The organism is Vibrio sp. 970, assembly GCF_033339075.1.
In genome coordinates, this window is sequence record NZ_JAWOTW010000005.1 from 253625 (window position 1) to 275915 (window position 22291).

Here is a 22291-nt window from a genome sequence, read left to right on the forward strand (position 1 = left end):
GACTTTCGTCATCCTGAACGGCGGCGAAGGAGCGTGGTTCAGGATCTAATTCTCAAATATACAGATGCTGATAGTGTTAACTTCAGCGACATACTTGTTGGAAATAGAATCGTGATGTCGCTAAAGCTCCTCGGAATGATAGGTTATCAGTCAAATCATGACACGAACTAAAGCATGACTATTTTTTCCTGTACAAAAACACAGCTCCATGGTTAACATACTGCTATGTTAACCATTTTCTTGAGCCCTCTATGTCCGCCCAAATGTTATCTGCCGTCCCATTAACCTCCCTTTCTGGAGTTGGCGCGAAAGTCGCAGAAAAACTCGCCAAAGTTGGCTTACATAGCGTTCAAGATTTGCTGTTTCACCTTCCGTTACGCTACGAAGATCGTACTCGTATTTACCCTATTGCCAAACTGCATGCTGGCCTTTGGGCAGCCGTGCAAGGTAAGGTCATGGCAGTCGACACTATCTTCGGTAAGCGCAAAATGCTAACGGTAAAAATCAGCGACGGTAATGGCACTATCACGCTGCGCTTTTTCAACTTTACCGCAGCCATGAAGAACAATTTCACGCAAGGTAAGTTAGTACATGCTTACGGTGAAATTAAGCGCGGTGGCGTGGGCTTGGAAATTGTTCACCCTGACTACAAGTTTTACGTCAGCGAGCAAAAGCCCGATGTAGAACAGAGCTTAACCCCTGTTTATCCCACCACCGATGGTTTACGCCAAATCACATTACGCAACCTTACCGAACAAGCTTTAGCCCTGCTTGATAAAACCGCAGTGCAGGAATTACTTCCAGCGGGGTTGTATGACCATCAAATCACGATGTCGCAAGCGCTGCACACCATTCATCGTCCACCACCAACCATTAATTTAGATGAGTTTGACGAAGGCAAACATCCTGCCCAAATCCGCTTGATCATGGAAGAATTGCTCGCACAAAACTTATCGATGCTAGCGGTGCGTAGCAAAGGTCAGAAGGATTCAGCGCTACCTCTCGGTCCTTGTAATAAACTAAAAACGCAGCTTTTAGCCCAACTGCCTTTCTCTCCTACAAACGCTCAAACCCGAGTAGTACAAGAGATTGAAGCCGATCTAGAAAAACCGCACCCAATGATGCGATTAGTGCAAGGCGATGTTGGTTCGGGGAAAACGTTGGTTGCCGCTTTGGCCGCTGTTAGAGCCATTGAGCATGGCCATCAGGTGGCACTCATGGCGCCAACCGAACTATTGGCCGAGCAACACGCTATCAACTTCGCAAACTGGTTTGAAACCATGGGCATTCAAGTCGGTTGGTTAGCGGGCAAACTCAAAGGTAAGGCAAAGGAAGCCGAGCTGGCTCGTATTGCCAGTGGTGAAGCGCAAATGGTAGTGGGTACTCACGCGCTATTCCAAGAGCACGTTGAATTTCATCACCTTGCTTTGGTCATCATTGATGAACAGCACCGCTTCGGTGTCCATCAGCGATTAGAATTGCGTGAAAAAGGTGCAAAACAAGGCGCCTATCCACATCAGTTGATCATGACGGCGACGCCTATTCCTCGCACCTTAGCCATGACCGCTTACGCCGATCTGGAAACTTCCGTGATTGACGAGTTACCGCCAGGTCGAACACCAATCCAGACTGTCGCGATTCCAGACACCAAACGCAATGATATCGTCGAACGTGTCCGAAATGCCTGCTTAAACGAAGGCAAGCAGGCATATTGGGTGTGTACCCTGATTGATGAGTCGGAAGTATTAGAAGCGCAAGCCGCGGCAGATACCGCAGAAGAGCTTCAACGTAAGCTACCGGACGTAAAAATTGGTCTAGTACACGGACGAATGAAGCCGGCAGAGAAACAAGCGGTGATGCAAGATTTCAAAGACAATAAACTGCATTTGCTGGTCGCAACGACAGTGATTGAAGTTGGTGTGGATGTGCCAAACTCTAGCTTGATGATCATAGAAAACCCTGAACGTCTTGGTTTGGCACAATTACACCAGTTAAGAGGTCGCGTGGGCCGAGGTTCCGTTGCTAGCCATTGTGTGCTGCTGTACCACTCTCCGCTGTCAAAAACCGCGCAAAAACGTCTCGGAGTACTACGTGAAAGTAACGATGGCTTCGTCATTGCGCAGAAAGACCTAGAAATTCGTGGCCCTGGAGAACTATTGGGTACAAAGCAGACAGGTCTTGCTGATTTCAAAATCGCAGACTTAGTTCGAGATCAACGCCTGATTCCCGAAGTTCAGCGTATTGCGCGTCATATTCATGACAATTACCCGACTAACGCAACAGCAATTATCGATCGCTGGTTGGGTGAGCGGGATATTTACTCCAAAGCGTAATGATTGAAAGCGAGCCAAATGGCTCGTTTTTTAATACGCCAAAAACAAAGCAAACGTTTGCTTTTTGAGTAAATCTCTCTATAATCGCGCACAAATTTTTAAGTGTGTTAGATCACACTCCACCAACCTGAGTTGACTCTGATTAACAGCAATCACAGGTAACGACGTCAACTCCACCCTGCTCTCCCATTCAGCGAGAACTAGGGAAATATTGCGACTAGCGAGACAAACAATGACAACTTCAAACCGATCTTCGGAACTGGTCTATCAACTCAACGATCGACCACCTTTGCCTCAAACCATTTTTGCCGCACTTCAGCACTTATTGGCGATGTTCGTCGCGGTTATCACTCCGTCACTGATCATCTGTCAGTCTTTGGGTGTACCTGCAGACCAAACGAACACCATCATCAGCATGTCTTTATTTGCGTCAGGCGTGTCTTCGTTTATTCAAATTCGCACCGTTGGCCCAATTGGCTCTGGTTTGCTCTCTGTTCAAGGCACCAGCTTTAACTTTTTAGGTCCTATTATTGGTGCAGGCCTATCGCTGAAAGCCGGTGGAGCAGACATCAGCACCATGATGGCTGCCATTTTTGGTACGATTTTAGTCGCATCATTTGCAGAAATTTTCCTATCTCGCGTATTGGAGCATGCCCGCCGAATCATCACTCCGCTCGTTTCAGGCATCGTCGTCACTCTTATCGGTCTCACACTGATTCAAGTCGGCTTAGTATCAATGGGCGGTGGCTACGCAGCATTAAATGAAGGAACCTTCGGCAGCTTAGACAAACTTGCTCTGGCTGGGACGGTACTTGGATTAATTGTGATTTTAAACCGCTCGAAAAACCCATACATCCGTGTGGCTTCAATCGTGATTGCGATGCTAGTGGGTTACATCATGGCGTATTTTATGGGGATGGTAGATACTTCTCAGCTAGGCGCAACTGAGATCGTAGCACTGCCCGTACCAATGCAATATGGCTTATCGTTTGACTGGTCTCTGTTCATTCCGCTGGTACTGATTTTCTTTATTACCGCACTAGAGGCCATCGGTGATATTACCGCAACATCTGAAGTGTCTGGTGAGCCAGTAAAAGGCCCAGTGTACATGAAACGCATTAAGGGCGGTGTGTTAGCAGACGGCTTAAACTCCGCAATCGCAGCCGTTTTCAACAGCTTCCCGAACTCAACGTTTAGCCAGAATAACGGCATCATCATGCTAACAGGAGTCGCGAGCCGCTACGTGGGTTACTTTATTTCTGGCATGTTAGTGATTCTTGGCTTGTTCCCAGGTGTCGCTAGCTTTGTTCAGCTGATTCCTGAGCCAGTACTTGGCGGCGCAACGATTGTCATGTTTGGTACGATTGCTGCCGCTGGTGTGCGTATTATCTCTCGTGTTGAGCTCGATCGCCGCGCAATTCTGATCATGGCCTTATCCTTCTCAATGGGACTTGGTATCGCACAAAAACCAGAGATCCTGCAATTTATGCCAGAATTTATTAAGAGTATTTTCTCAACTGGTGTTGCAGCAGGTGGCATCACAGCGATCATTTTAAATCTACTTCTGCCAGAGAAACTGGAAGACGAAGATGAACTTCCTCAGGAAGTGAAAGAGTCTTAAGATTATTGAGAATAAGAAAAGCCCAACCTAATTAGGTTGGGCTTTTTGTTTTAAAGGGTGCAGGCCATCGACTTACTTGGTAGGAAAACTGATTTGAGCGATTAAACCGCCTTCACTGCGATTACGTATCACCACAGAGCCTGAATGCTGGCTGATTATACGCTTCACAATCGCCAACCCTAGCCCAGTGCCTTCACTACCGCGAGCGGTGTCACCACGCGTAAAGGGTTCAAATAACCTCGCGATTTGAGAATGCTCGATACCCGGTCCGTTGTCCTCTACTGAAATCCACACTAGCTGCTTATCTGCTGTCACACCAGTGCTGATTTTGACCCAGCCATTGCCATAACGTAGCGCATTCACAACTAAGTTACTGATCGCCCGCTTAATCGCAATCGCACTTCCTTTGGCTGGCGGCAAGTTAAGATTAAGATCTGTTTCAATTTCAACCTCATAACCACCTTCAGAACTGGCGACGTCACTGGCAATCGTACTGATATCAACCGCTTCAAACGATTCTTGGTTCACCGGTTTGAGGTAATCCATAAACTGACTGATGATCTCATTACATTCTTCCGTATCGCTAATGATCCCCTCCGCAAGATAGCTGTCCTCAGGAGACATCATTTCTGTCGCTAGGCGAATACGCGTCAGAGGTGTTCGTAAGTCATGGCTAATCCCTGCCATTAATAAGGCTCGGTCTTCTTCTAGCTCTTGAATACCTTTCGACATTTGATTAAAGGCTCGAGTTACAGAGCGAATCTCCGATGCGCCTTTCTCTGCTAAGGGGGGCGGGATCTCACCTCGACCGACGTCTTTCGCGGCTCTCTCTAAAGCCAAAAGTGGACGGTTTTGCAAACGAATAAACAACCAACCACCTGCAATGATCAGCAGCGCCATAATCAAGCTGTTACGAAACAGCGGGGCAAAATCTTCTTCTTGCAGCTCAGATAACGGAATACGAATGATGGAGTTCGGCAACTTTTCGATGTGCATCCACAAAATGTAACTTTCATCGCCAAGCAATAAGCGCACTTCTGTGGGCGAACCCAGCTCTTGGCTCATTTCTTCAGACATCAAATCAATCGACATTGCGTGATGAAATTCAATCGCCTTATCGCTGTCAAGGCTGTGAACCGTCACCCCTAATCTTTCTAATAATTGACGCCTTAACGGTGCATCAGACTTTAAAGGTCCTTCATCATCAAGCACCAAATTGAGCTCATGGGCGAGAATTTTATTGAACTGCTGCAAACTCGGCATCAACGCGTAGTTAAAAACGGCGTAGTAAGAGAAAACTTGGCTCGCGAGAAGCAAAGAGATGAACAGCAGAATAGATTGTGTCAGTGAACTTCGGATGCGCATGGAACGTTCCTAGTGGTCCTAATCGCGAAATTTCAGCCTTCAAAGGGAAGGTAATGAAGGCTGAAGTTGCTATAGCCAAGTGCTGGCTATGGAGTGAAGAGATTACACCTCTTTGCCGTCTGGGACGAAAACATAACCTAGGCCCCACACGGTTTGAATGTAGCGCGGCTTGCTCGGATCGTCTTCTAACATGCGACGTAAGCGTGAGATTTGTACGTCAATAGAGCGTTCCATTGCAGAATATTCACGGCCACGCGCCATGTTCATCAATTTATCTCGTGACATTGGCTCACGTGCATTCATCACGAGCGCCTTGAGAACAGCAAACTCTCCAGAGGTGAGTGGCATTGCCTCATCACCGCGGAACATCTCGCGAGTGCCTAGATTGAGTCGGAATTCCCCGAACTCCACCACTTTTTCTTCCGTGCTTGGTGCACCCGGCAACTCTACAGTTTGGCGGCGTAATACGGCCTTGATGCGAGCCAACAATTCGCGTGGGTTAAACGGTTTTGGCAAATAATCATCCGCCCCTACCTCAAGACCTACGATGCGGTCCACTTCATCACCTTTCGCGGTGAGCATTAAGATTGGCAACATATTGTTCGCGTGGCGTAGACGACGACAAATTGACAAACCGTCTTCACCTGGCAACATTAGGTCCAGCACCATTAAGTGAAAGTTTTCGCGCGTTAGTAGGCGATCCATCTGTTCGCCATTGGCGACACTTCGTACCTGAAAACCTTGCTCAGAAAGGTAACGCTCCAATAGAGCACGTAAACGAGCATCGTCATCAACCACTAAAATTTTATGATTTTCTTGCATTGAAACATCCTTTCAGAAGCGTCTATTGTCGAAAATGTATCACTGTTTTTCCTAACGTGCTCAAGCAAATTGTTACTCTTTTTATCTTAAGCGCTTTATTCTCTCTCTAGCAGGTATTTTCAGCACCTACTATTGACCATAATTCCATTCCAGTTCACGTTTGGCCTCAAGCAGCTCTTGCTGTGCCTCCGCCAACTTGTGACGTTTTTTCTCAATTTTGTCTGCTTTACCTGAATGCTGAGCTTCGACTAATTCTTCCTCTCGCTCCTCAACTTCTTTAATCTTTTCTTCCACTTCTGCTTGCAGCTCTTGGCGCAGCTCACCTTCCGAGCATTCATTCTGGATAGCGGAAAGTGCTTGCTCCAAGCCTTTAATGCGATGCTCATTACCTTGCGCTTTTGCATACTCAAGCTGCTGCTCTACCGCTAACTCTTTAGCGTCACAGCCTTTCACTTCATCTTGAGCAAAAACTGAAAGTGAGAATCCTATTGTTAGTGCAGCACTACACATGACTGCTTTGTTCATTTTACTTCTCCGAGAAAGGCACTATGCCTTTATACCAAATATTCTGACGTTGAGACCCAAGTCACTTCTAGTGAACTTCATGAGTCTTGAATCGGTGATAAAGCCTCAGTCTTCCGAGGCCGGTTGAGTGTATTCAATTGAGTTGATGAACCACTCTTTTTCACCTTCTGGGGTGCGTACCGTGAACTCTTCATCCACTTGTTTTTTCAACATCGCTCGCGCCATAGGTGAATCGATAGAGATGTAGTCTTTCGCATCGCCATAAATCTCTTCAGGCCCGACAATACGAAACTTTTTCACTTCTCCTGCCTCATTTTCTATTTCCACCCATGCACCAAAAAAGACTTTGCCTTCTTGTTGCGGAGAATAGTCAACGATCGTGACTTCTGGCAGGAATTTACGAAGGAAGCGGACACGACGGTCGATCTGACGGAGTAAACGTTTATTGAAGGTGTAATCCGCATTTTCTGAGCGATCGCCCAGGCTCGCAGCCCAAGTGACGATCTTGGTGATTTCCGGGCGCTTTTCATTCCAAAGGTAATCATGCTCTTGTTTGAGTTTGTTGTAACCTTCTCGTGTAATCAGCTTAGTTTTCAAATTAACTCCTATCTCAACTAAAAAATGCTGCTCTTTGGCAGCATTAAGGAGATGATATATCCAAAGATCCAATGTTTTTCAGGCTTTGGGTATCAAGGTGATAAGGCGGCCAGAGTGTTACTTTTCGTAATCCGGTTTTTGCGTCACGATGTAATTCGTATCACTCGAAACAACCGCGCCATGTTTTAGGAAGTTTTTACCTAAAATCATGCTGTAATGGAAGCGACCTCGGTCCTGTAAGTTGACTCGGATCTTCTTCTCTAATTCGCCAAGCTTAACATGCATTTCAACCACAGGGCGTACGTTCGCTTTCTCGCCTTTCTTCGCTTTAATACGCATGACATCAACAACAGGCTTAGTAAACGCCTGTTTCATGCCAAGATCGTTCTCATAGGTAAAGCTCACCATGTCTTTGCCGTCTTTCTTAAACTGCTTGATGTTCTTAGCATTGATTGAGCTTACATCTGCACCCGTGTCTAACTTCACAGGGAAAGACATCCCCTCAACTTCCGCCACTTCGATATGGCCAGCTTTGAAAAGTGGCCTTGCATCTAGTAGATGATCTGCGCGAGTGTTCAGCAACACACCACCCTTGGCTATGTCATGACCAAAGACGAAAAAGGGTTGAGTGTCACCCTCATCAAGCACATCGAGCGCAAACTTCATTGATGTGTCTTTTCTACCGAGAAGAAAGTCTCCTTCGACAACAGGGCGAACCGCGCTGCCAACCTTGAGCTTTTTCAACACTGGTTTGGTGATTTTTTCTTCTTTCCCCTCATCGTTCATTAAATAAAACGTGACGGATTCATCCTTACCTTTTTCTGTTACTTCAAACCCATTTACACGCAGTAATGGCGTTTTCACAGTAAAAGTGGGGTAAGCAGGGACGGTATAACCATCAATGGTGACCTGTTCTTCTGGTGAAACGACAAGAGGTTTTGATTTGAGCGCGCTTTTGAACGTTTTTTCTACGCCACCCAGTAGATTTTCTCTGTCCGTATCAATAACAAAGTGCTGACTCGCGACGTCCCGACCTAAGCGAATTTGCGAACTGAACTTACTGCGATCACGCAGATACACCAACCAACGTTGAGTTTCATTTTCGCCGACTTTGACGGGTAAATAGACTAAAGGGCGCTCGCTTTTGGTCGTTTTCAGCATTCGTACCAAGGGTAATGTCATTGGATGACGCTTGCCATTCTCGCCCTCTAACATAAAAGAGACTTCGTTATGCTTTTTGTCTACCTTGATGTCCAGTGCATGGACGTTGGTATAACGGCTAGAAGTTGAGATGCTGATCTTATATGGCACACCTTCGACTTCAACCGTCTCTTTTTTGCCAATCATTTTTGCGCTTGGCTGTTCTTGAAGGTAATCGTAACCAGCGAAGACCCATGCGTTATCATCGAGATAGGTTTTACCAATCAAGATAGGAGAAGAGAATTGCGTACGCTTGGTCAGGTTCACTTCCGTCTCAACGGTGTGACCAGCGATTGTCATCGGCATTTTTATTGTCGGGCGTAGGATGGGCTTTTTGCTTGTCCGACTGCGAATCGCGCTCACTCTTTCCAGATCATCGGTAATCTGTATTTCCTTCCCTGTATAAGGGTGAGGAACCGTAAAGCTAACCTTTACTTGATATGGCTTAAAGCTGTCGGCGTCCCACTTTGCCTTCGTACCACCTAAGTCATCGACAATCGCCCAAAGTAACTCGTTATCTTTCAAATCTTGGTAATCTGGGTGTGAGCTACTGACATGGATATTCTCCGCATGCATCGATGTCGTATCTGCACCAGTATCAATCTTGCCAATAAATGGCACCGCTTTTAGTTCCGGAATGTCACTGTAGTAGACGCTCTCCACACGCCCTAGTACCAATTTGTTATCGAGCTGATAAACGGGAGCTTGTGTGGTTCCTGAGATAGACTGCGCCCAACTAAGCGGGGCGGCAAGTAAGGCACTCGTAAGCGCTAACGCCAAAGACATTTTTTTCATCATGATTATCCGTATAAGCCGAGGTACATTTAGTGATATCAACAACCGTGGAATTAGGTTAGTCGATAACTGCGGATATAAGTTCTCAATTTAATTACAGTTTTGACATAAATATGACTGATGTCCACCAGCGCCCGGTAAATTTTTGCCTCGTTAATTTAAAACATTGCAAATTCTTCGAACGACCCCAATGTTCTATACAACCAAAACTGAATTAAAAGAGAAAACACGGATGAGCCAAGCTATCTGTCGCATGATTGCTCAAGAACTGAATGTTCGCCCAGAGCAAGTCAACGCCGCTGTCACCCTAATTGATGATGGCAACACTGTCCCTTTTATTGCACGTTACCGCAAAGAGGTGACGGGGGGCCTTGATGATACCCAGCTTCGTACTTTGGACAGCCGTCTGTCTTACCTTCGTGAAATGGATGATCGCCGTCAAACCATCCTCAAATCAATCCAAGAGCAAGGCAAACTGACGCCAGAGCTAGAACAAGAGATCGCGCAGGCAGACAGCAAAACTCGTCTTGAAGACTTATACCTACCTTACAAACCCAAGCGTCGTACGAAAGGTCAGATCGCGATTGAAGCTGGTCTTGAACCACTCGCAGATCAGCTTTGGAATCATCCACAAACCGAGCCAGAAAGCGAAGCAAGCAAATACCTTGATGCAGACAAAGGCATCGCAGACACCAAAGCTGCATTGGATGGCGCTCGCGCGATCATCATGGAGCGCATCGCAGAAGACGCAAACTTACTGGAAAAAATTCGCAACCACTTAAATCGCAATGCGGAACTGGTTTCACGAGTCGTTGAAGGCAAAGAGCAAGAAGGCGAGAAGTTTAAAGATTACTTCAACCACAACGAGCCCCTAAGCAAAGTGCCATCGCACCGCGCACTGGCGATGCTACGCGGCCGTAACGAAGGCTTCCTGACATTGGCAATGAATGCCGATCCAGAACAGGAAGAAGGTGCTCGTCAGTCTTACTGCGAAACGATTATCGCCGACCATTATGGCGTGACGCTAAGCAGCGCACCGGCGGATACCTGGCGTAAGCAAGTGATCAGCTGGGCATGGCGCATCAAAGTATCGATGCACATGGAAACCGAGCTAATGGGCGCAATGAAAGAGCGCGCTGAAATCGAAGCGATTGAAGTATTCGCCACTAACCTAAAAGACTTGTTGATGGCAGCACCGGCTGGCCCTCGTGCAACACTTGGTCTAGATCCGGGTCTGCGTACAGGTTCAAAAATCGCGGTTGTCGACTCAACAGGTAAAGTGCTTGCAACCGAAACCATCTACCCTCACCCACCACAAAAACAATACGACAAGTCAGCACAAATCGTTGAGCAGTTGGTGCGTAAGTACAACGTGGATTTGATTGCGATTGGTAACGGTACGGCTTCACGTGAAACCGACAGCTTTGTCGCAGACGTCATCAAACGTGGCAACCTGAAAGTTCAGAAGATCATCGTAAGTGAAGCGGGGGCTTCGGTTTACTCAGCGTCTGAGCTTGCAGCAAAAGAGTTCCCGAATATGGACGTATCACTGCGTGGTGCAGTGTCGATTGCACGTCGTTTGCAAGATCCATTGGCTGAACTCGTGAAAATTGATCCGAAATCTATTGGTGTGGGTCAATACCAGCACGATGTAAGCCAATCTATGTTAGCAAAACGCCTAGATGCGATTGTGGAAGACTGTGTAAACGCGGTTGGTGTTGATGTGAACACCGCTTCTGCCGCACTATTAACACGCGTAGCAGGCTTGTCGAGCACTATCGCGCAAAACATTGTCGACTTCCGCGATGAAAACGGTCGTTTCGAAGCTCGTACAACCTTGAAAAAAGTACCTCGCTTGGGTCCTAAGGCATTCGAGCAGTGTGCGGGCTTCCTGCGTATTATGGATGGTAAGAACCCACTTGATGCGTCTGCGGTTCACCCAGAAGCGTACCCAGTAGTCAAAGCGATTTCTGAGAAGAACAACAAAGATATCAAAGCACTGATTGGTGATTCAAGCTTCCTTAAAGGTCTGCATGCGGTCGATTACACCGACGATAACTTTGGCGTTCCAACCATTACAGACATCATCAAAGAGCTGGATAAGCCGGGTCGTGACCCACGTCCAGAATTCAAAACGGCGACGTTTGCAGAAGGTGTAAACTCGGTATCTGACTTGGAACCGGGCATGATTCTAGAAGGTGTGGTATCAAACGTAGCCAACTTCGGTGCCTTCGTTGATATTGGCGTTCACCAAGATGGTCTCGTACACATCTCTGCACTGACAGATCGTTATGTGTCTGACCCACGTGAAGTGGTGAAAGCGGGCGACATCGTCAAAGTGAAAGTGATGGAAGTTGACGTGCAGCGTAAACGTATTGGTCTATCGATGCGTATGAACGACGAACCGGGTCAAGACAACCGTAGCCAACGCTCATCAGCAGCGCCGCGTCGTAATGACCAACCGCAGCGTCGTCAGCCTCGCCGTGATGATTCGTCATCGAACAGCGCAATGGGCGGTGCATTTGCTGCAGCGTTTGCTAAAGCGAAAAAGTAATCTTACCTAGGCTTCACCGCTAACGAGCTTTCATAACTAAAAAGAAAACGCTCCAATCAGTCAACCTGCTTGGAGCGTTTTTGTTTGAGTAGGATATTGAGTCGTCATAATACTGCTATCACTTCTGACGGGGTATGGGGAGCGACTGCATGACCATAATGAAACTTGATCACCTTCCTGCGCTTTTCCATTAATCCTTCATTGATCGCAGCATCCAAAATGCGCTTTGGTAAGCGAAAGCGGATCGCGTAGCCTTTCCCCTGCTCTTCACTATACGATTTGAGCGCAAGCAAACTAAAAAGCCGTTCTAGTGTATCTTCCGGCTCTTCTTGATAACGCGTGTCGACTTCCGTTTCCATATCATAATCAGGATGCTCTGAAGGATCCCAAGAAGACTGACGTCGGCGCTTGTCATCACCTTTTACTTTTCGCTCTGCATTGGTTTTGGCCAATGCGACCGTTGGCGTTACAGGCTCTCGGACTTTATTGTCGCGAGCTGCTTGTTCCGTCTGCACATTCACGGATGGGGCGATCAGTGGCACACTTACGTTGGTCGGTGACACAATCATTGCGAACCCTCCTCAGAGTCGCCCAACTCGTCAATATGGCTTAGCTTTATTGGCTAATAAAACCTCACCAGCCTTTATATCGACCACTTTTTAAACAACTTGAGGTATTTCCGCTCGTACTTGCTCAATCGTGAGCAAACTCTCGGATTTGAACACAAAATTCGTCATGTTCGGTGATAAAAGGCGCATGAGAGGACTGATTAAAAACAAACTGCTGGGTATGAGGCAACTGTTCACTTAAATCGTTAGCTACTTTAATTGGCACCAACCCATCTAAACGGCCATAAAGACGCAACATTGGAACAGAAAGAGACGTCAACGCATCGCGCAGATCCACATCAGCAAGGATGTTTAGCCCAACCAACAGCGATTCAGGGTTTGGCTGAGGGCGCGATAGTACCGCTTGCTTGAGCTGTTTAACGTCTTTACGCGCTGATGGGCTGCCCATCGCTTGCAACGCCATAAAGCGCTCAATGGTCAGTGAGAAATCTTCTAGCAACTGAGAGGTGAACGCACTCAGTACATCCGGTTGAATGCCACGCCACGGTTTTTCTGCGGCAAATTTAGGTGAGCTGGCAACCGTAATCAACTTAGCCACGCGCTCGGGCATATTTAATGCCACATGCGTCGCCACTAAACCTCCGAGGGACCAACCAAGCCAAATCGCTTTCTCTGGCGCACCTTGCACCACCAAGTTAGCAATATGGTCTAAATCTTCAGCATGAGATTCGGCGCTATGTCCGTACCCCGGAAGGTCAACCACATGAACTCGGAAATAAGGTTGAAGAGACTCGACTGTCTGCTGCCATACCGCACCATTCATGCCCCAACCATGAAGTAACACCAAATCTGGTCCCTGACCAAATGACTGCCAGTGTAATTTCGTGCTCATGCTCTCAATCTCTCCCACTTATTTTATTCCCTACGGCTTCAGCCAAGCGTTAGGCTGAGTAAAATATCACCATGAATAAACGCTATGTTATCTCATCACTGGCAAAACATCATGCATCGCGTATTGAGCAGTCAATGCGGCCTGTGTCGGTTCCCTATTCAAACACCAAGCCACACAAATACTCTGCGCTGGTGCGAGCACTGTTTAAAATACCTAACTCCGGTAAAACGATGTCAACGCTGCGGTTTATCATTACAGAAAGAAGAAATGAGTACGGATAGTATTTGTGGTGAATGTCTTTCAAAGCCACCGCCATGGCAAAGGCTATACACGTTAGGCGATTACGACTTTCCCCTTTCACGGGAAGTACAACGCTTTAAAGATCACGGAGAGTCTTGGCATGTAAAAGCATTAACCGAGCAACTGGCACAGCGCATCACCACGCCAGCTCCAATCATTACCAGTGTGCCATTGCACTGGCAGCGTTACCTGCGCCGGGGTTTTAATCAAAGTGATGTTTTAGCCCGACACCTCGCCAAGCAATTGCAGACTAATTTTGATGCGAAGGTCTTTCGTCGAGTAAGGCTCGCCCAATCACAGCGTGGTAATACCAAAACAAGCCGTGAACAAAACTTAAAAGGCGCGTTTATTCTCAATAAGCGCCCTCACTCTTCCCATGTTGCCATCGTCGATGATGTAGTCACCACAGGCAGTACCGTCCGACAATTATGTCATTTACTACTTGAAGTTGGCGTAGAAAGCATCGATATTTACTGCATCTGCAGAACACCTGCTCCTCGTTCTCTCTAGATCGCTTCGCCATGCCTTAGCATCAAAAAGACTAGACCCATACGTCAACAAGAGTAGAATAGCAGCAGTAACCTACAAATTTACTCGGGTATTCGTCGTGTCAAATATTACTATTACAGAAACTGCGCAAACGCATTTCGCTAACCTTTTAGGTCAACAACCTGAAGGCACTAACATTCGTATTTTCGTTGTGAACCCAGGTACACAAAACGCTGAGTGTGGCGTGTCTTACTGTCCACCAGAAGCAGTAGAATCGACCGACACTGAACTCTCTTACAGCGGTTTTTCAGCTTACGTGGATGAGCTAAGCCTGCCATTCCTTGAAGACGCTGAAATCGATTTTGTTACCGATAAAATGGGCTCTCAGCTAACGCTAAAAGCACCTAACGCTAAAATGCGTAAAGTTGCGGACGACGCACCACTGGTTGAGCGCGTTGAGTACGTTATCCAAACTCAAGTGAACCCACAGCTTGCTGGCCACGGTGGTCACGTAAACTTGGTTGAGATCACTGAAGACGGTGTTGCGATTGTTGCATTTGGTGGCGGTTGTAATGGCTGTTCTATGGTTGACGTAACACTAAAAGAAGGCATCGAGAAAGAACTGCTAAACCAGTTCATTGGTGAACTAACCGCTGTTCGTGATGCAACAGAACATGACCGTGGTGATCACTCTTACTACTAAGAGTAAACACTGTCAGAAAATGGGAGGCTTCGGTCTCCCATTTTTGTATCGATACTGAGGTGATGCTGAGATGCTTAGCTCGACTCGTAAAATCCGCTAGAAACTCAGGCGGAGTTCTCATATATTAAGAATCTTACGCATCTCGTAAACGCCAACGACACCAAGGAGCCAGCGTCATGCCGAAACGAACCCCACCAGAGATACTCTCATGCCAGACGGTTGCAAAATCCAAACTGTTTGCTGTGGAAGCGCTCGACCTTCGTTTTTCCAATGGTGAGCATCGTACTTATGAGCGTATGAAGCCAAGTGGACGAGATGCTGTAATGGTGGTTCCTGTAACAGAACATGGCGATTTATTACTGGTGCGTGAATACGCCGCTGGAACTGAACGTTACGAGCTAGGTTTCCCAAAAGGGCTGATTGACCCAGGAGAAACACCACACCAAGCTGCAGATCGTGAGTTAAAAGAAGAAATCGGCTTTGGCTGCAATCAGTTAACCCCGTTGAAACAAGTTATCCTCGCGCCATCTTACTTTTCGAGCAAAATGACTCTATTTTTAGGACAGGCGCTTTATCCAGAGAAGCAAGAAGGCGATGAGCCTGAACCACTGGAAATTGTGCGTTGGCCACTTGCGCAAGCCGAAGAGTTATTAACTCACATGGATTTCTGTGAAGCACGAAGCATCACAGCGCTAATGTTGGCACTGAAACACTTACCAAACACCACTCACAAGCATAACCAATAACGGTCATTAGAACCGAATAACACTGTGAGTAAGGACTATCACTTATGCCAATGACAAAAGATCTATCTCACCTACTTCCTCAAGTCATCGAGATTGCCCGCAGTGCTGGGCAAATGATCCTCGAAATATATGAAAAGAAGCAATACGAGGCCTACATCAAAAGTGACGAAACTCCCGTAACAAGTGCAGATATTGCAGCTCACAAGTTCATCACTGAACGCTTGAGTGATCTGACGCCTGACATTCCCGTGTTGTCAGAAGAAGACGCAGACATAAGCTTAGAGCAACGCGCTCAGTGGGAACGTTATTGGTTAGTCGACCCTCTTGATGGTACTCAAGAATTCATCGCTCGCAGTGGTGACTTTGCCACTATTATTGCGTTGGTCGACAACAATCGACCAACCATGGGCGTCGTTTACGGTCCTGTATCTGGCGTGACTTACTACGCTTATAATGGCAAAGGCGCCTGGAAAATTCCCGACATGTCGGACAGCGTCAAAATCCATACACACAAACACGAACAGCCAGAGCAAAGCATCGCAATTGCTATTAGTCGTCGCCAAGACATCAATCGTATTACTAACCGTATGAGCAGCGCCTGGAATTACGACTTAATACCGCTCGGTTCTGCGGCATTGAAAGCATGCCTCGTCGCGGAAGGGGCGGTAGATTGCTATCTCCGACTAGGTCCAACAGGTGAGTGGGACACCGCTGCGACACAATGCATTGTTGAAGAAGCTGGCGGACGTATTCTCAGCACGCAATTAGAACCGCTGTCATATAACGAGCGGGAAACACTAGAAAACCCGAATTTTATTGTTCTTGGTGATGCGGATTTACCTTGGAATGAGATTTTACAACGCAAAGATTAAGCGCCCTATCGGTAAAATTTAGAGCACAAAATTCTAGCAATAGAAAGGCCACGAATATCTTCGTGGCCTTTTCTTTTTGACCTTCTGTACAGCACTTAGAGTATCTGGCCTGCTATGTTCCAATTACTTGCAAAGCTGAACAAAAGAAACAAATCGATTAAAAATCATGGCTTTAAACTTTCACTCATTCCCAATCAAGATCGAATGTACAGCGAATAGAGGTTTTAGCTTACGATGATCCAAAAGCAAAAAGAGCTGCACAATAGCAGCTCTTTTAAGATATTGGATTTTGTCACGATAGGTTAGAAGCGCCCTTGGTAATTAAACTCATATTGACCTTGAGCATTCGGCTTACCCAACCATTTCAGTTGCTCCCCCATGCTGGATGGGAACTCTGCACCAGGTTTGAACCACGCTTTGGTTGAGTACCGTTGATTAGGCATCAGTTCAGCGGAAAACGCCGCAGAGACTTGTTTGCTGCTCTGCTCACCAGTTGCCGTCAATACACTATCCTGACAGTTTATATCGGCAATCACAGGACCGAGATCTAAGCTGCCAACGGGGCTTTGAATACCACTGGCATTCCATACTAAAGTGCCTTCACCGTTCTTACACCAAGGCGCAGCATAAGTCGCATGACGAATATTCAGCTCAAGTTGCCCATCAACACCAACAGGCACAGGGAGGCGCGCTTGCTCAACAACTTTTACCGCCGGAATCGAGGCAACTAAGTTTTTGGCATAAGGGCCATCACTTAAGCTATAACCGACAAAACCGCGCCCACGAACGTCCATTTCACTACCACGACCAAAGCGCACAGCAAACTCAGCTTTACCTGTCAGTAGACTCGACCATTGGAAATCCCAATTAACTTCTCCAAGGTTCTGGCGCTGCCAACGAATACTAGCAGCTTGACCTTGCCATACCGAACCGTTGGCTCCTTGAATGTCAAGGCCTCTCACTGTTGGTGCTTGTTGTAACACCCAAGAGACTGGTAATCCCATTAAAAGACTGACTGAAAAAAAGACGATAAAGATAACAACGTAAAGTACTGCTCGCTTCACCTTAACCTCGCTTAAACTGAAGGCGGTTTACATCGATCATGCCCGCTTGCTCTGTTCGGTCGATATCTAAAAATTCGACTTCAATACCCTGTTGCTCTTTCAAGTAACGTAACCAATCCACTAGTTGATTAAACGCGAGTGGTTTGATCCACACTTGAACGCTCTCATTACGAGGTTGTACGCGAATCAACTCAACTTTATAACGACGAGCTGAAGAAGAAACCAACTGATTCAACGGTTGACTAGAGTAGCTCACACCGCTGCTTTTTCGCAGTGCAGTGATGCCATCCGCTTTATCTTGTACCCAAGCTAGCAACTGCTTTTCACTTTGAATACGTGACTGAGCTAGCTCCGCACGTTGACTCATTGGTTGTAATAAACCCCAATAAATAATACCGATAACGGCAATAGCGCCACATCCCATGACCAAACGCTGCTCACGCTGCGAGATGCTGCTCCACCAAACCTGAGCTTGAGAAATTAAATTTTTCATCATCACCTCACAAACGCTTCAAAACAAAGCTGCCAACCACAACGTTATCGCTACGGTTCAACTGACCTTGCTCAACATTAAACTTCTCTGCCAATTTCACACGAGCCTGCTCAAAAGGTTGGAAGTCTGAACTACGAGCCTGAATACGTACTTCGCCACGTTGTCCGTCGTATTTAAAGCTAGTGATCTCCAAGTCGCTGACCTGACCAAGCGTCGCGGGTAATGCCGCCAACCATGACAACATTGCCTGCTGACCACTTCCACCAGATAAGCGGCGCTCTTCATCATCCATTTGTCGTTTGAGGTAACTAACGGTAGGAATGCGTCGTTTATTTGGGAACACCTGGCGGAAAATACGCTCACTCTCCTCACGATACGCTTGAGCTTGTGCTTCGTACTTGTGGACCACGAGCAACTGCTGCGCAACCATGACGACAATAAGCACCCCCGCAGCAATGGTGGCTTTTTGCCAGAGCTTCCAGTATTTACCCCAAGAAGATTTCGGCTTGAAGATCCCAGTCAGCAAATTGACTTTGCTTTCTGTCACCCCCTTCGCCAGTAAAGCCATCGTCATTTCTTCTGGTTGCGGCTCCCATATTTCAGGTAACGCAGATTCCGGGACCGAGCTATAGCAATCGAGCTTCCAACCTTCATGATTTTGTAGATAAGAAGAGAGGTAAAGGTCTAACCAAGAAGCGTCGACAACCGCGCCCTCTGTCGCAGAGTGACGAATTAGCCATTGCTCGCCAATCATTGCAGCACTGCTGTGATCTCCACGAACCGGTAACGCAAGCACATCGGGTAAAATGCGTTTAATGGCGATACCTTGGCTTGAGAAACGTTGCAGTACAGTCTGAATCCAAGCACGTTCAACTGCGCAAATCTGCGCTTTATCCGCTTGTTTACCCAACACGCTAAAGTGCAGGCCATCAACGTCCTGAGCAACTTCGTCTTCCACTAAGTACGGTAACATCGCCTCGAATTGGCGTGTTGCACCAGGTGGTATATCCACTTGCGTCAGGACCACATCATTACTCGCCAACAGCGCCACAACTTGGCGCTGACCAGCATATGAGACCAATTCATCTAAGTGTTCCCACCCGGCGATTTCACCGCTAGCAATCACTTCCTGTTGATCTGTCGACCACACCACCCAAGGAATGGTACTTTGTTGTTCGCTACTCAGCCGAACGGTCAGAAACTCGCTCACTGATCCCTCCAAAACGACGGCGAACTACGGTCACCGTTTCTCTATTTGTACTTTGCAAAAGGCTTCGGATACGTACACGTGATTCATCCACCAACACTTGTGCATCCAATTCAAAAAAGGCGCTATCCACACCCAAATAGCCTTTGGCGTTTTTCTTTACATCTTCACTTAAGCCAGCCATTTCTGACTCTGCTAAAAATTCATCAATGCTATCCCACCCATCAAATGGGCGTTTTTCAATTAGCTGAATCGCATCACTACTGCTTAAGTTTGGTGAGAACATTGCCACCAAAATCGGAGCTTGCTCAACATCAATCGTATTCACGTTTAAACGCCAGTCATCACTTGGTAATGCACAGACCAGCGGCTCCAATTTTTGGAAAATTTCACCGCTCACCTGATAGACAGCCCGTAACTCGGAAGCATCTGCCATCCAACCATTTGATGCCAAATAGGAAGGTTTCATCGCTTCATATGTGCTGTCTTCAACCCCAGTAGTCGAACGGACAGAGTCATCAGCATCAATGTATTCCCAAGTAGAGTCTGCAATGATTTCTGCTTGATATGGCTCGACATCCAACTCTTCTAATAGGCGCTGCAATACATTCACTAAATATGGTCTTGTAATTTGCTGACCCGTTGGTTGCACACGGCTCAATACATTTAGATTAAAGCACGCTTGCTTGTCTCTAATTCGTCCCGCCGCTTGACCATAATCTAACGGATAGACTTGCTCTTTTATCGCCCACGGTTGACTCATATTAATCGTGTCGGTGTCTTTATAACTTTGTTCGATACCCACTTTTGCTAGCGCCTCGACGCCAAGGCTGTACCAGTACGCTTGCTGGTAATTGATTTGATTAGCGCCTCGCTGAAACTGCAAGAACAAACGTTCCGACATACTGGCAGCAACCGTCGCCATAATCGCCAGCAACATCAACACTATAATCAAAGCAACACCGCGTTGACGGTTAACCATTATTGCTGTCTCCTGAACTTTCATCTTTCTGACTCAATGTGCCATCAGGAGTGAGATAAGTGCGGGCAATTTCTCCATAGTCTTTGAGAGTGAGAACAACAGAAACCGCTTTCGGCAGCGCTTTTTCTTCAGCCCACTCTTTTTTCCATTGCTTACCATCATAGAAACGCATATCAAATGACTCGACCTGCGTTAGCAATGGAGTAACAGTACCTTGTTGCCCAACCGGCGTATCAGGATAGCGCCACCATACTCGCTGCAGTGTTTCTTCTTTTAAGCGATAGCCAACCTTGGTTACTTCTCCACGAGGGAACTGCTGCTGAGGGTTGTGCCAACCTAAACGGGCAAACATCAGCCCTTTAGTATCGGAGTCCAACAGGTAATCGGACCAAAAAATTAGCCGGCTAGCAGGCTCTTCACCATTAGTACGTGTTTGACGCATCGCCATTTGACGAAAATCGTTATCCATCATCACCATGGCACGCTGAATTTCGTTTAAGCGTTGGGTTCGTTCTTGTGATAGCGCATTGCTACGCTGTACTTGCGATACCACTTGGTACGCAGCGACACTTAAACTGGCAAAGATGGCAATCGATACCAACACTTCAATAAGTGTAAAACCTTTTACCCTTTGGCGCGTATTTGCGCGGAAATGATTATTGCGCCACATAGCTTCGTACCGTTACTACAGGGCTCGCGCTTTTCTCTACCGAGACGCTCACATCAAATGCTTTCAGCAATGGCTGCGTCGTGGCGACTGGCGTGACTTTCCAGAACCAAGTGCGTCCTGCCAGCTCTTCTGTGCCGTTTTTCGCTTTGAATTCTCCGGTATTCAACATCACATTTGCCATCTGATTATCCACAACCATGGCTGCAAACATTTTTTCTTCTAAATAACTGATTGTATTAATATGCTGGCTCACGGAGCGAATAACACTGATGGCAGCGGTGGCGAAAATTGCCAGTGCGACCAATACTTCCAGTAAGGTCATGCCTCTCGTCCGGCGATGACTCAAATTTGGGCGAGCTTGCTTAAAATTGCGCATTCTCATCCTCTTTCACTTCTTCGCCCGGAGCTAATAACAAAATTTGTCCACTTTCTTTGCCAATGACTCGCCAACCGTCATTAAAGGCATCACCATTTTGCGGAAAAAAAGACAGGGTAAATGGCGTGACTTCGGCGCTGGAAAAGATAAACACTTGCGGTGGCTCAATTTTCTTTTCGTCCTCTTCTTCTGCGAACATGTCTTCATCAAAAAGAGAACCTGGTTTGAATAAGCGCTCATCATTATCCCAAGCACCACCTCCGAGCTCGAGTTGTAGCGTAACATCTTCTTCTAGCTTGGTTTTGCTCGGAATCTGCTTTAATTTCAGAGGCTGCCAACCTTCTGAGGTTAAACTCAGTAGAGCGTAGGTCGATTTGGCATCATCCACTCGAACGCCAAAATCTTTACCGCTCAGCACAGCTTCTTCATTGAGCAGCTGTAAACGCTGAAAAAAGCTTTGAGCATACTGTTTGGAAAGATCTTTTTGGCTAGTCGGTAACGTCGAGATCACGGCCACAGCCGTAAGAGATAGCAAAACCAGCACCAATAGAATTTCTATCAATGTAAAACCGTTATGTTTTCGCATTTGTTTCATTAGTGCTGGCTTAGGCTCAATTATTGGAAGTCTTGCATGTTCCAGTTGCCAATATCTGCAGCTGGACCTTCTCCACCCTCTTGGCCATCTGCGCCTAGAGTGAAGATATCGATTGTACCGTTATCACCTGGGCTTAAGTATTGGTACTGGTTGCCCCAAGGGTCATTAGGAAGACGTTTGATGTAACCACCATCACGGTAATTGCGTGGCTCTGGGTTAGATGGCTTGCTAACCAATGCTTCTAGACCTTGGTCCGTTGTTGGGTAAACGCTGTTATCCAACTTGTACATATCTAGGGCATTTTCCAGCGCTACGATGTCCGTAATCGCTTTTTGTTGGTCAGCCTTCTCTTTGTTACCCAATAGGTTTGGAACAACGAAACTTGCCAAAATACCAAGGATAACGACAACAACCATCACTTCTAAAAGTGTAAAACCCTGTTGTTTACTACGCTTAAACTTCATTTTTTTCTCCGAAAGTTAGATTAAAGCCATGCCGTTAGTAGACACGTCTTAATTCGA

General features: G+C 46.8%; 22 protein-coding genes. 7 read left to right on the forward strand and 15 right to left on the reverse strand.

Annotation, left to right across the window (positions count from 1 at the left end; genetic code table 11):
- The first annotated feature begins 251 nt into the window (after positions 1-251).
- Both recG and R7Q11_RS10045 read left to right on the forward strand, forming a co-directional pair.
- Complete coding sequence (recG, locus tag R7Q11_RS10040) at positions 252-2333, forward strand: ATP-dependent DNA helicase RecG (protein ID WP_169644338.1); 2082 nt, start codon at positions 252-254, stop codon at positions 2331-2333.
- A 232-nt stretch (positions 2334-2565) separates the two neighbouring features.
- Complete coding sequence (locus R7Q11_RS10045) at positions 2566-3954, forward strand: uracil-xanthine permease family protein (protein ID WP_005379335.1); 1389 nt, start codon at positions 2566-2568, stop codon at positions 3952-3954.
- A 72-nt stretch (positions 3955-4026) separates the two neighbouring features.
- Here the strand turns inward: R7Q11_RS10045 and envZ are convergent, their stop codons facing one another.
- The 5 genes from envZ to R7Q11_RS10070 all read right to left on the reverse strand — a co-directional run bounded on the left by envZ (position 4027) and on the right by R7Q11_RS10070 (position 9261).
- Positions 4027-5319, reverse strand: a complete 1293-nt coding sequence (envZ, locus tag R7Q11_RS10050) for a two-component system sensor histidine kinase EnvZ (protein WP_225466413.1) — start codon at positions 5317-5319, stop codon at positions 4027-4029.
- Between the two features lie 102 nt (positions 5320-5421).
- A complete protein-coding gene (ompR, locus tag R7Q11_RS10055) occupies positions 5422-6141 on the reverse strand; it encodes a two-component system response regulator OmpR (RefSeq protein ID WP_005379333.1) in 720 nt (239 codons plus the stop codon).
- Between the two features lie 129 nt (positions 6142-6270).
- Entirely contained in the window at positions 6271-6666 is a 396-nt protein-coding gene (locus R7Q11_RS10060; protein ID WP_171343037.1) for a DUF1090 domain-containing protein, read from the reverse strand.
- Positions 6667-6771: 105 nt separating this feature from the next.
- The gene (gene greB / locus R7Q11_RS10065; RefSeq protein WP_005379321.1) at positions 6772-7263 is read right to left on the reverse strand and encodes a transcription elongation factor GreB; all 492 of its coding nucleotides are present in this window, start codon (positions 7261-7263) and stop codon (positions 6772-6774) included.
- Positions 7264-7380: 117 nt separating this feature from the next.
- Complete coding sequence (locus R7Q11_RS10070) at positions 7381-9261, reverse strand: ATP-dependent zinc protease (protein WP_171344447.1); 1881 nt, start codon at positions 9259-9261, stop codon at positions 7381-7383.
- 229 nt (positions 9262-9490) lie between these two features.
- On the opposite strand from R7Q11_RS10070, the gene R7Q11_RS10075 reads away from it, so the two are divergent.
- Positions 9491-11812: a Tex family protein gene (locus R7Q11_RS10075; RefSeq protein WP_005379317.1), complete on the forward strand. Its 2322-nt coding sequence runs from the start codon at positions 9491-9493 to the stop codon at positions 11810-11812.
- A gap of 104 nt (positions 11813-11916) precedes the next feature.
- Here the strand turns inward: R7Q11_RS10075 and R7Q11_RS10080 are convergent, their stop codons facing one another.
- Positions 11917-12381: an ATP-dependent Lon protease gene (locus R7Q11_RS10080; protein WP_213915145.1), complete on the reverse strand. Its 465-nt coding sequence runs from the start codon at positions 12379-12381 to the stop codon at positions 11917-11919.
- A gap of 124 nt (positions 12382-12505) precedes the next feature.
- Positions 12506-13273: a pimeloyl-ACP methyl ester esterase BioH gene (gene bioH / locus R7Q11_RS10085; RefSeq protein ID WP_047103874.1), complete on the reverse strand. Its 768-nt coding sequence runs from the start codon at positions 13271-13273 to the stop codon at positions 12506-12508.
- An 84-nt stretch (positions 13274-13357) separates the two neighbouring features.
- Between bioH and R7Q11_RS10090 the strand changes: the two genes are divergently transcribed.
- The 4 genes from R7Q11_RS10090 to cysQ all read left to right on the forward strand — a co-directional run bounded on the left by R7Q11_RS10090 (position 13358) and on the right by cysQ (position 16383).
- Positions 13358-14083, forward strand: a complete 726-nt coding sequence (locus tag R7Q11_RS10090) for an amidophosphoribosyltransferase (RefSeq protein WP_033905914.1) — start codon at positions 13358-13360, stop codon at positions 14081-14083.
- A gap of 97 nt (positions 14084-14180) precedes the next feature.
- Positions 14181-14765, forward strand: coding sequence for a Fe-S biogenesis protein NfuA (gene nfuA / locus R7Q11_RS10095; protein WP_005379313.1), 585 nt, complete (start codon positions 14181-14183; stop codon positions 14763-14765).
- Between the two features lie 176 nt (positions 14766-14941).
- Positions 14942-15511: an ADP compounds hydrolase NudE gene (gene nudE / locus R7Q11_RS10100; protein WP_042522602.1), complete on the forward strand. Its 570-nt coding sequence runs from the start codon at positions 14942-14944 to the stop codon at positions 15509-15511.
- 44 nt (positions 15512-15555) lie between these two features.
- On the forward strand, positions 15556-16383 hold the full coding sequence (gene cysQ / locus R7Q11_RS10105; RefSeq protein ID WP_152812959.1) for a 3'(2'),5'-bisphosphate nucleotidase CysQ: 828 nt from the start codon (positions 15556-15558) through the stop codon (positions 16381-16383).
- Positions 16384-16685: 302 nt separating this feature from the next.
- Here the strand turns inward: cysQ and R7Q11_RS10110 are convergent, their stop codons facing one another.
- From R7Q11_RS10110 to gspG, 8 genes are read right to left on the reverse strand one after another with little or no spacing between them, the layout of a single operon-like run.
- A complete protein-coding gene (locus R7Q11_RS10110; protein ID WP_017635007.1) occupies positions 16686-17447 on the reverse strand; it encodes a type II secretion system protein N in 762 nt (253 codons plus the stop codon).
- A 1-nt stretch (position 17448) separates the two neighbouring features.
- The gene (locus R7Q11_RS10115; RefSeq protein ID WP_005383002.1) at positions 17449-17940 is read right to left on the reverse strand and encodes a type II secretion system protein M; all 492 of its coding nucleotides are present in this window, start codon (positions 17938-17940) and stop codon (positions 17449-17451) included.
- A 7-nt stretch (positions 17941-17947) separates the two neighbouring features.
- Entirely contained in the window at positions 17948-19150 is a 1203-nt protein-coding gene (gene gspL / locus R7Q11_RS10120; RefSeq protein ID WP_025768306.1) for a type II secretion system protein GspL, read from the reverse strand.
- Positions 19119-20129, reverse strand: a complete 1011-nt coding sequence (gene gspK, locus R7Q11_RS10125) for a type II secretion system minor pseudopilin GspK (RefSeq protein WP_005379302.1) — start codon at positions 20127-20129, stop codon at positions 19119-19121. The genes gspL and gspK overlap by 32 nt, the downstream gene beginning before the upstream one ends.
- Positions 20122-20799 carry a type II secretion system minor pseudopilin GspJ gene (gene gspJ, locus R7Q11_RS10130; RefSeq protein ID WP_225466414.1) on the reverse strand — a complete coding sequence of 226 codons (678 nt, stop codon included), beginning with the start codon at positions 20797-20799 and terminating at the stop codon, positions 20122-20124. The genes gspK and gspJ overlap by 8 nt, the downstream gene beginning before the upstream one ends.
- Positions 20786-21175 carry a type II secretion system minor pseudopilin GspI gene (gspI, locus tag R7Q11_RS10135; RefSeq protein ID WP_225466415.1) on the reverse strand — a complete coding sequence of 130 codons (390 nt, stop codon included), beginning with the start codon at positions 21173-21175 and terminating at the stop codon, positions 20786-20788. The genes gspJ and gspI overlap by 14 nt, the downstream gene beginning before the upstream one ends.
- Entirely contained in the window at positions 21162-21761 is a 600-nt protein-coding gene (gspH, locus tag R7Q11_RS10140) for a type II secretion system minor pseudopilin GspH (RefSeq protein ID WP_044129564.1), read from the reverse strand. The genes gspI and gspH overlap by 14 nt, the downstream gene beginning before the upstream one ends.
- 29 nt (positions 21762-21790) lie before the next feature.
- Positions 21791-22234: a type II secretion system major pseudopilin GspG gene (gspG, locus tag R7Q11_RS10145; RefSeq protein ID WP_005379298.1), complete on the reverse strand. Its 444-nt coding sequence runs from the start codon at positions 22232-22234 to the stop codon at positions 21791-21793.
- Positions 22235-22291: the final 57 nt, after the last annotated feature.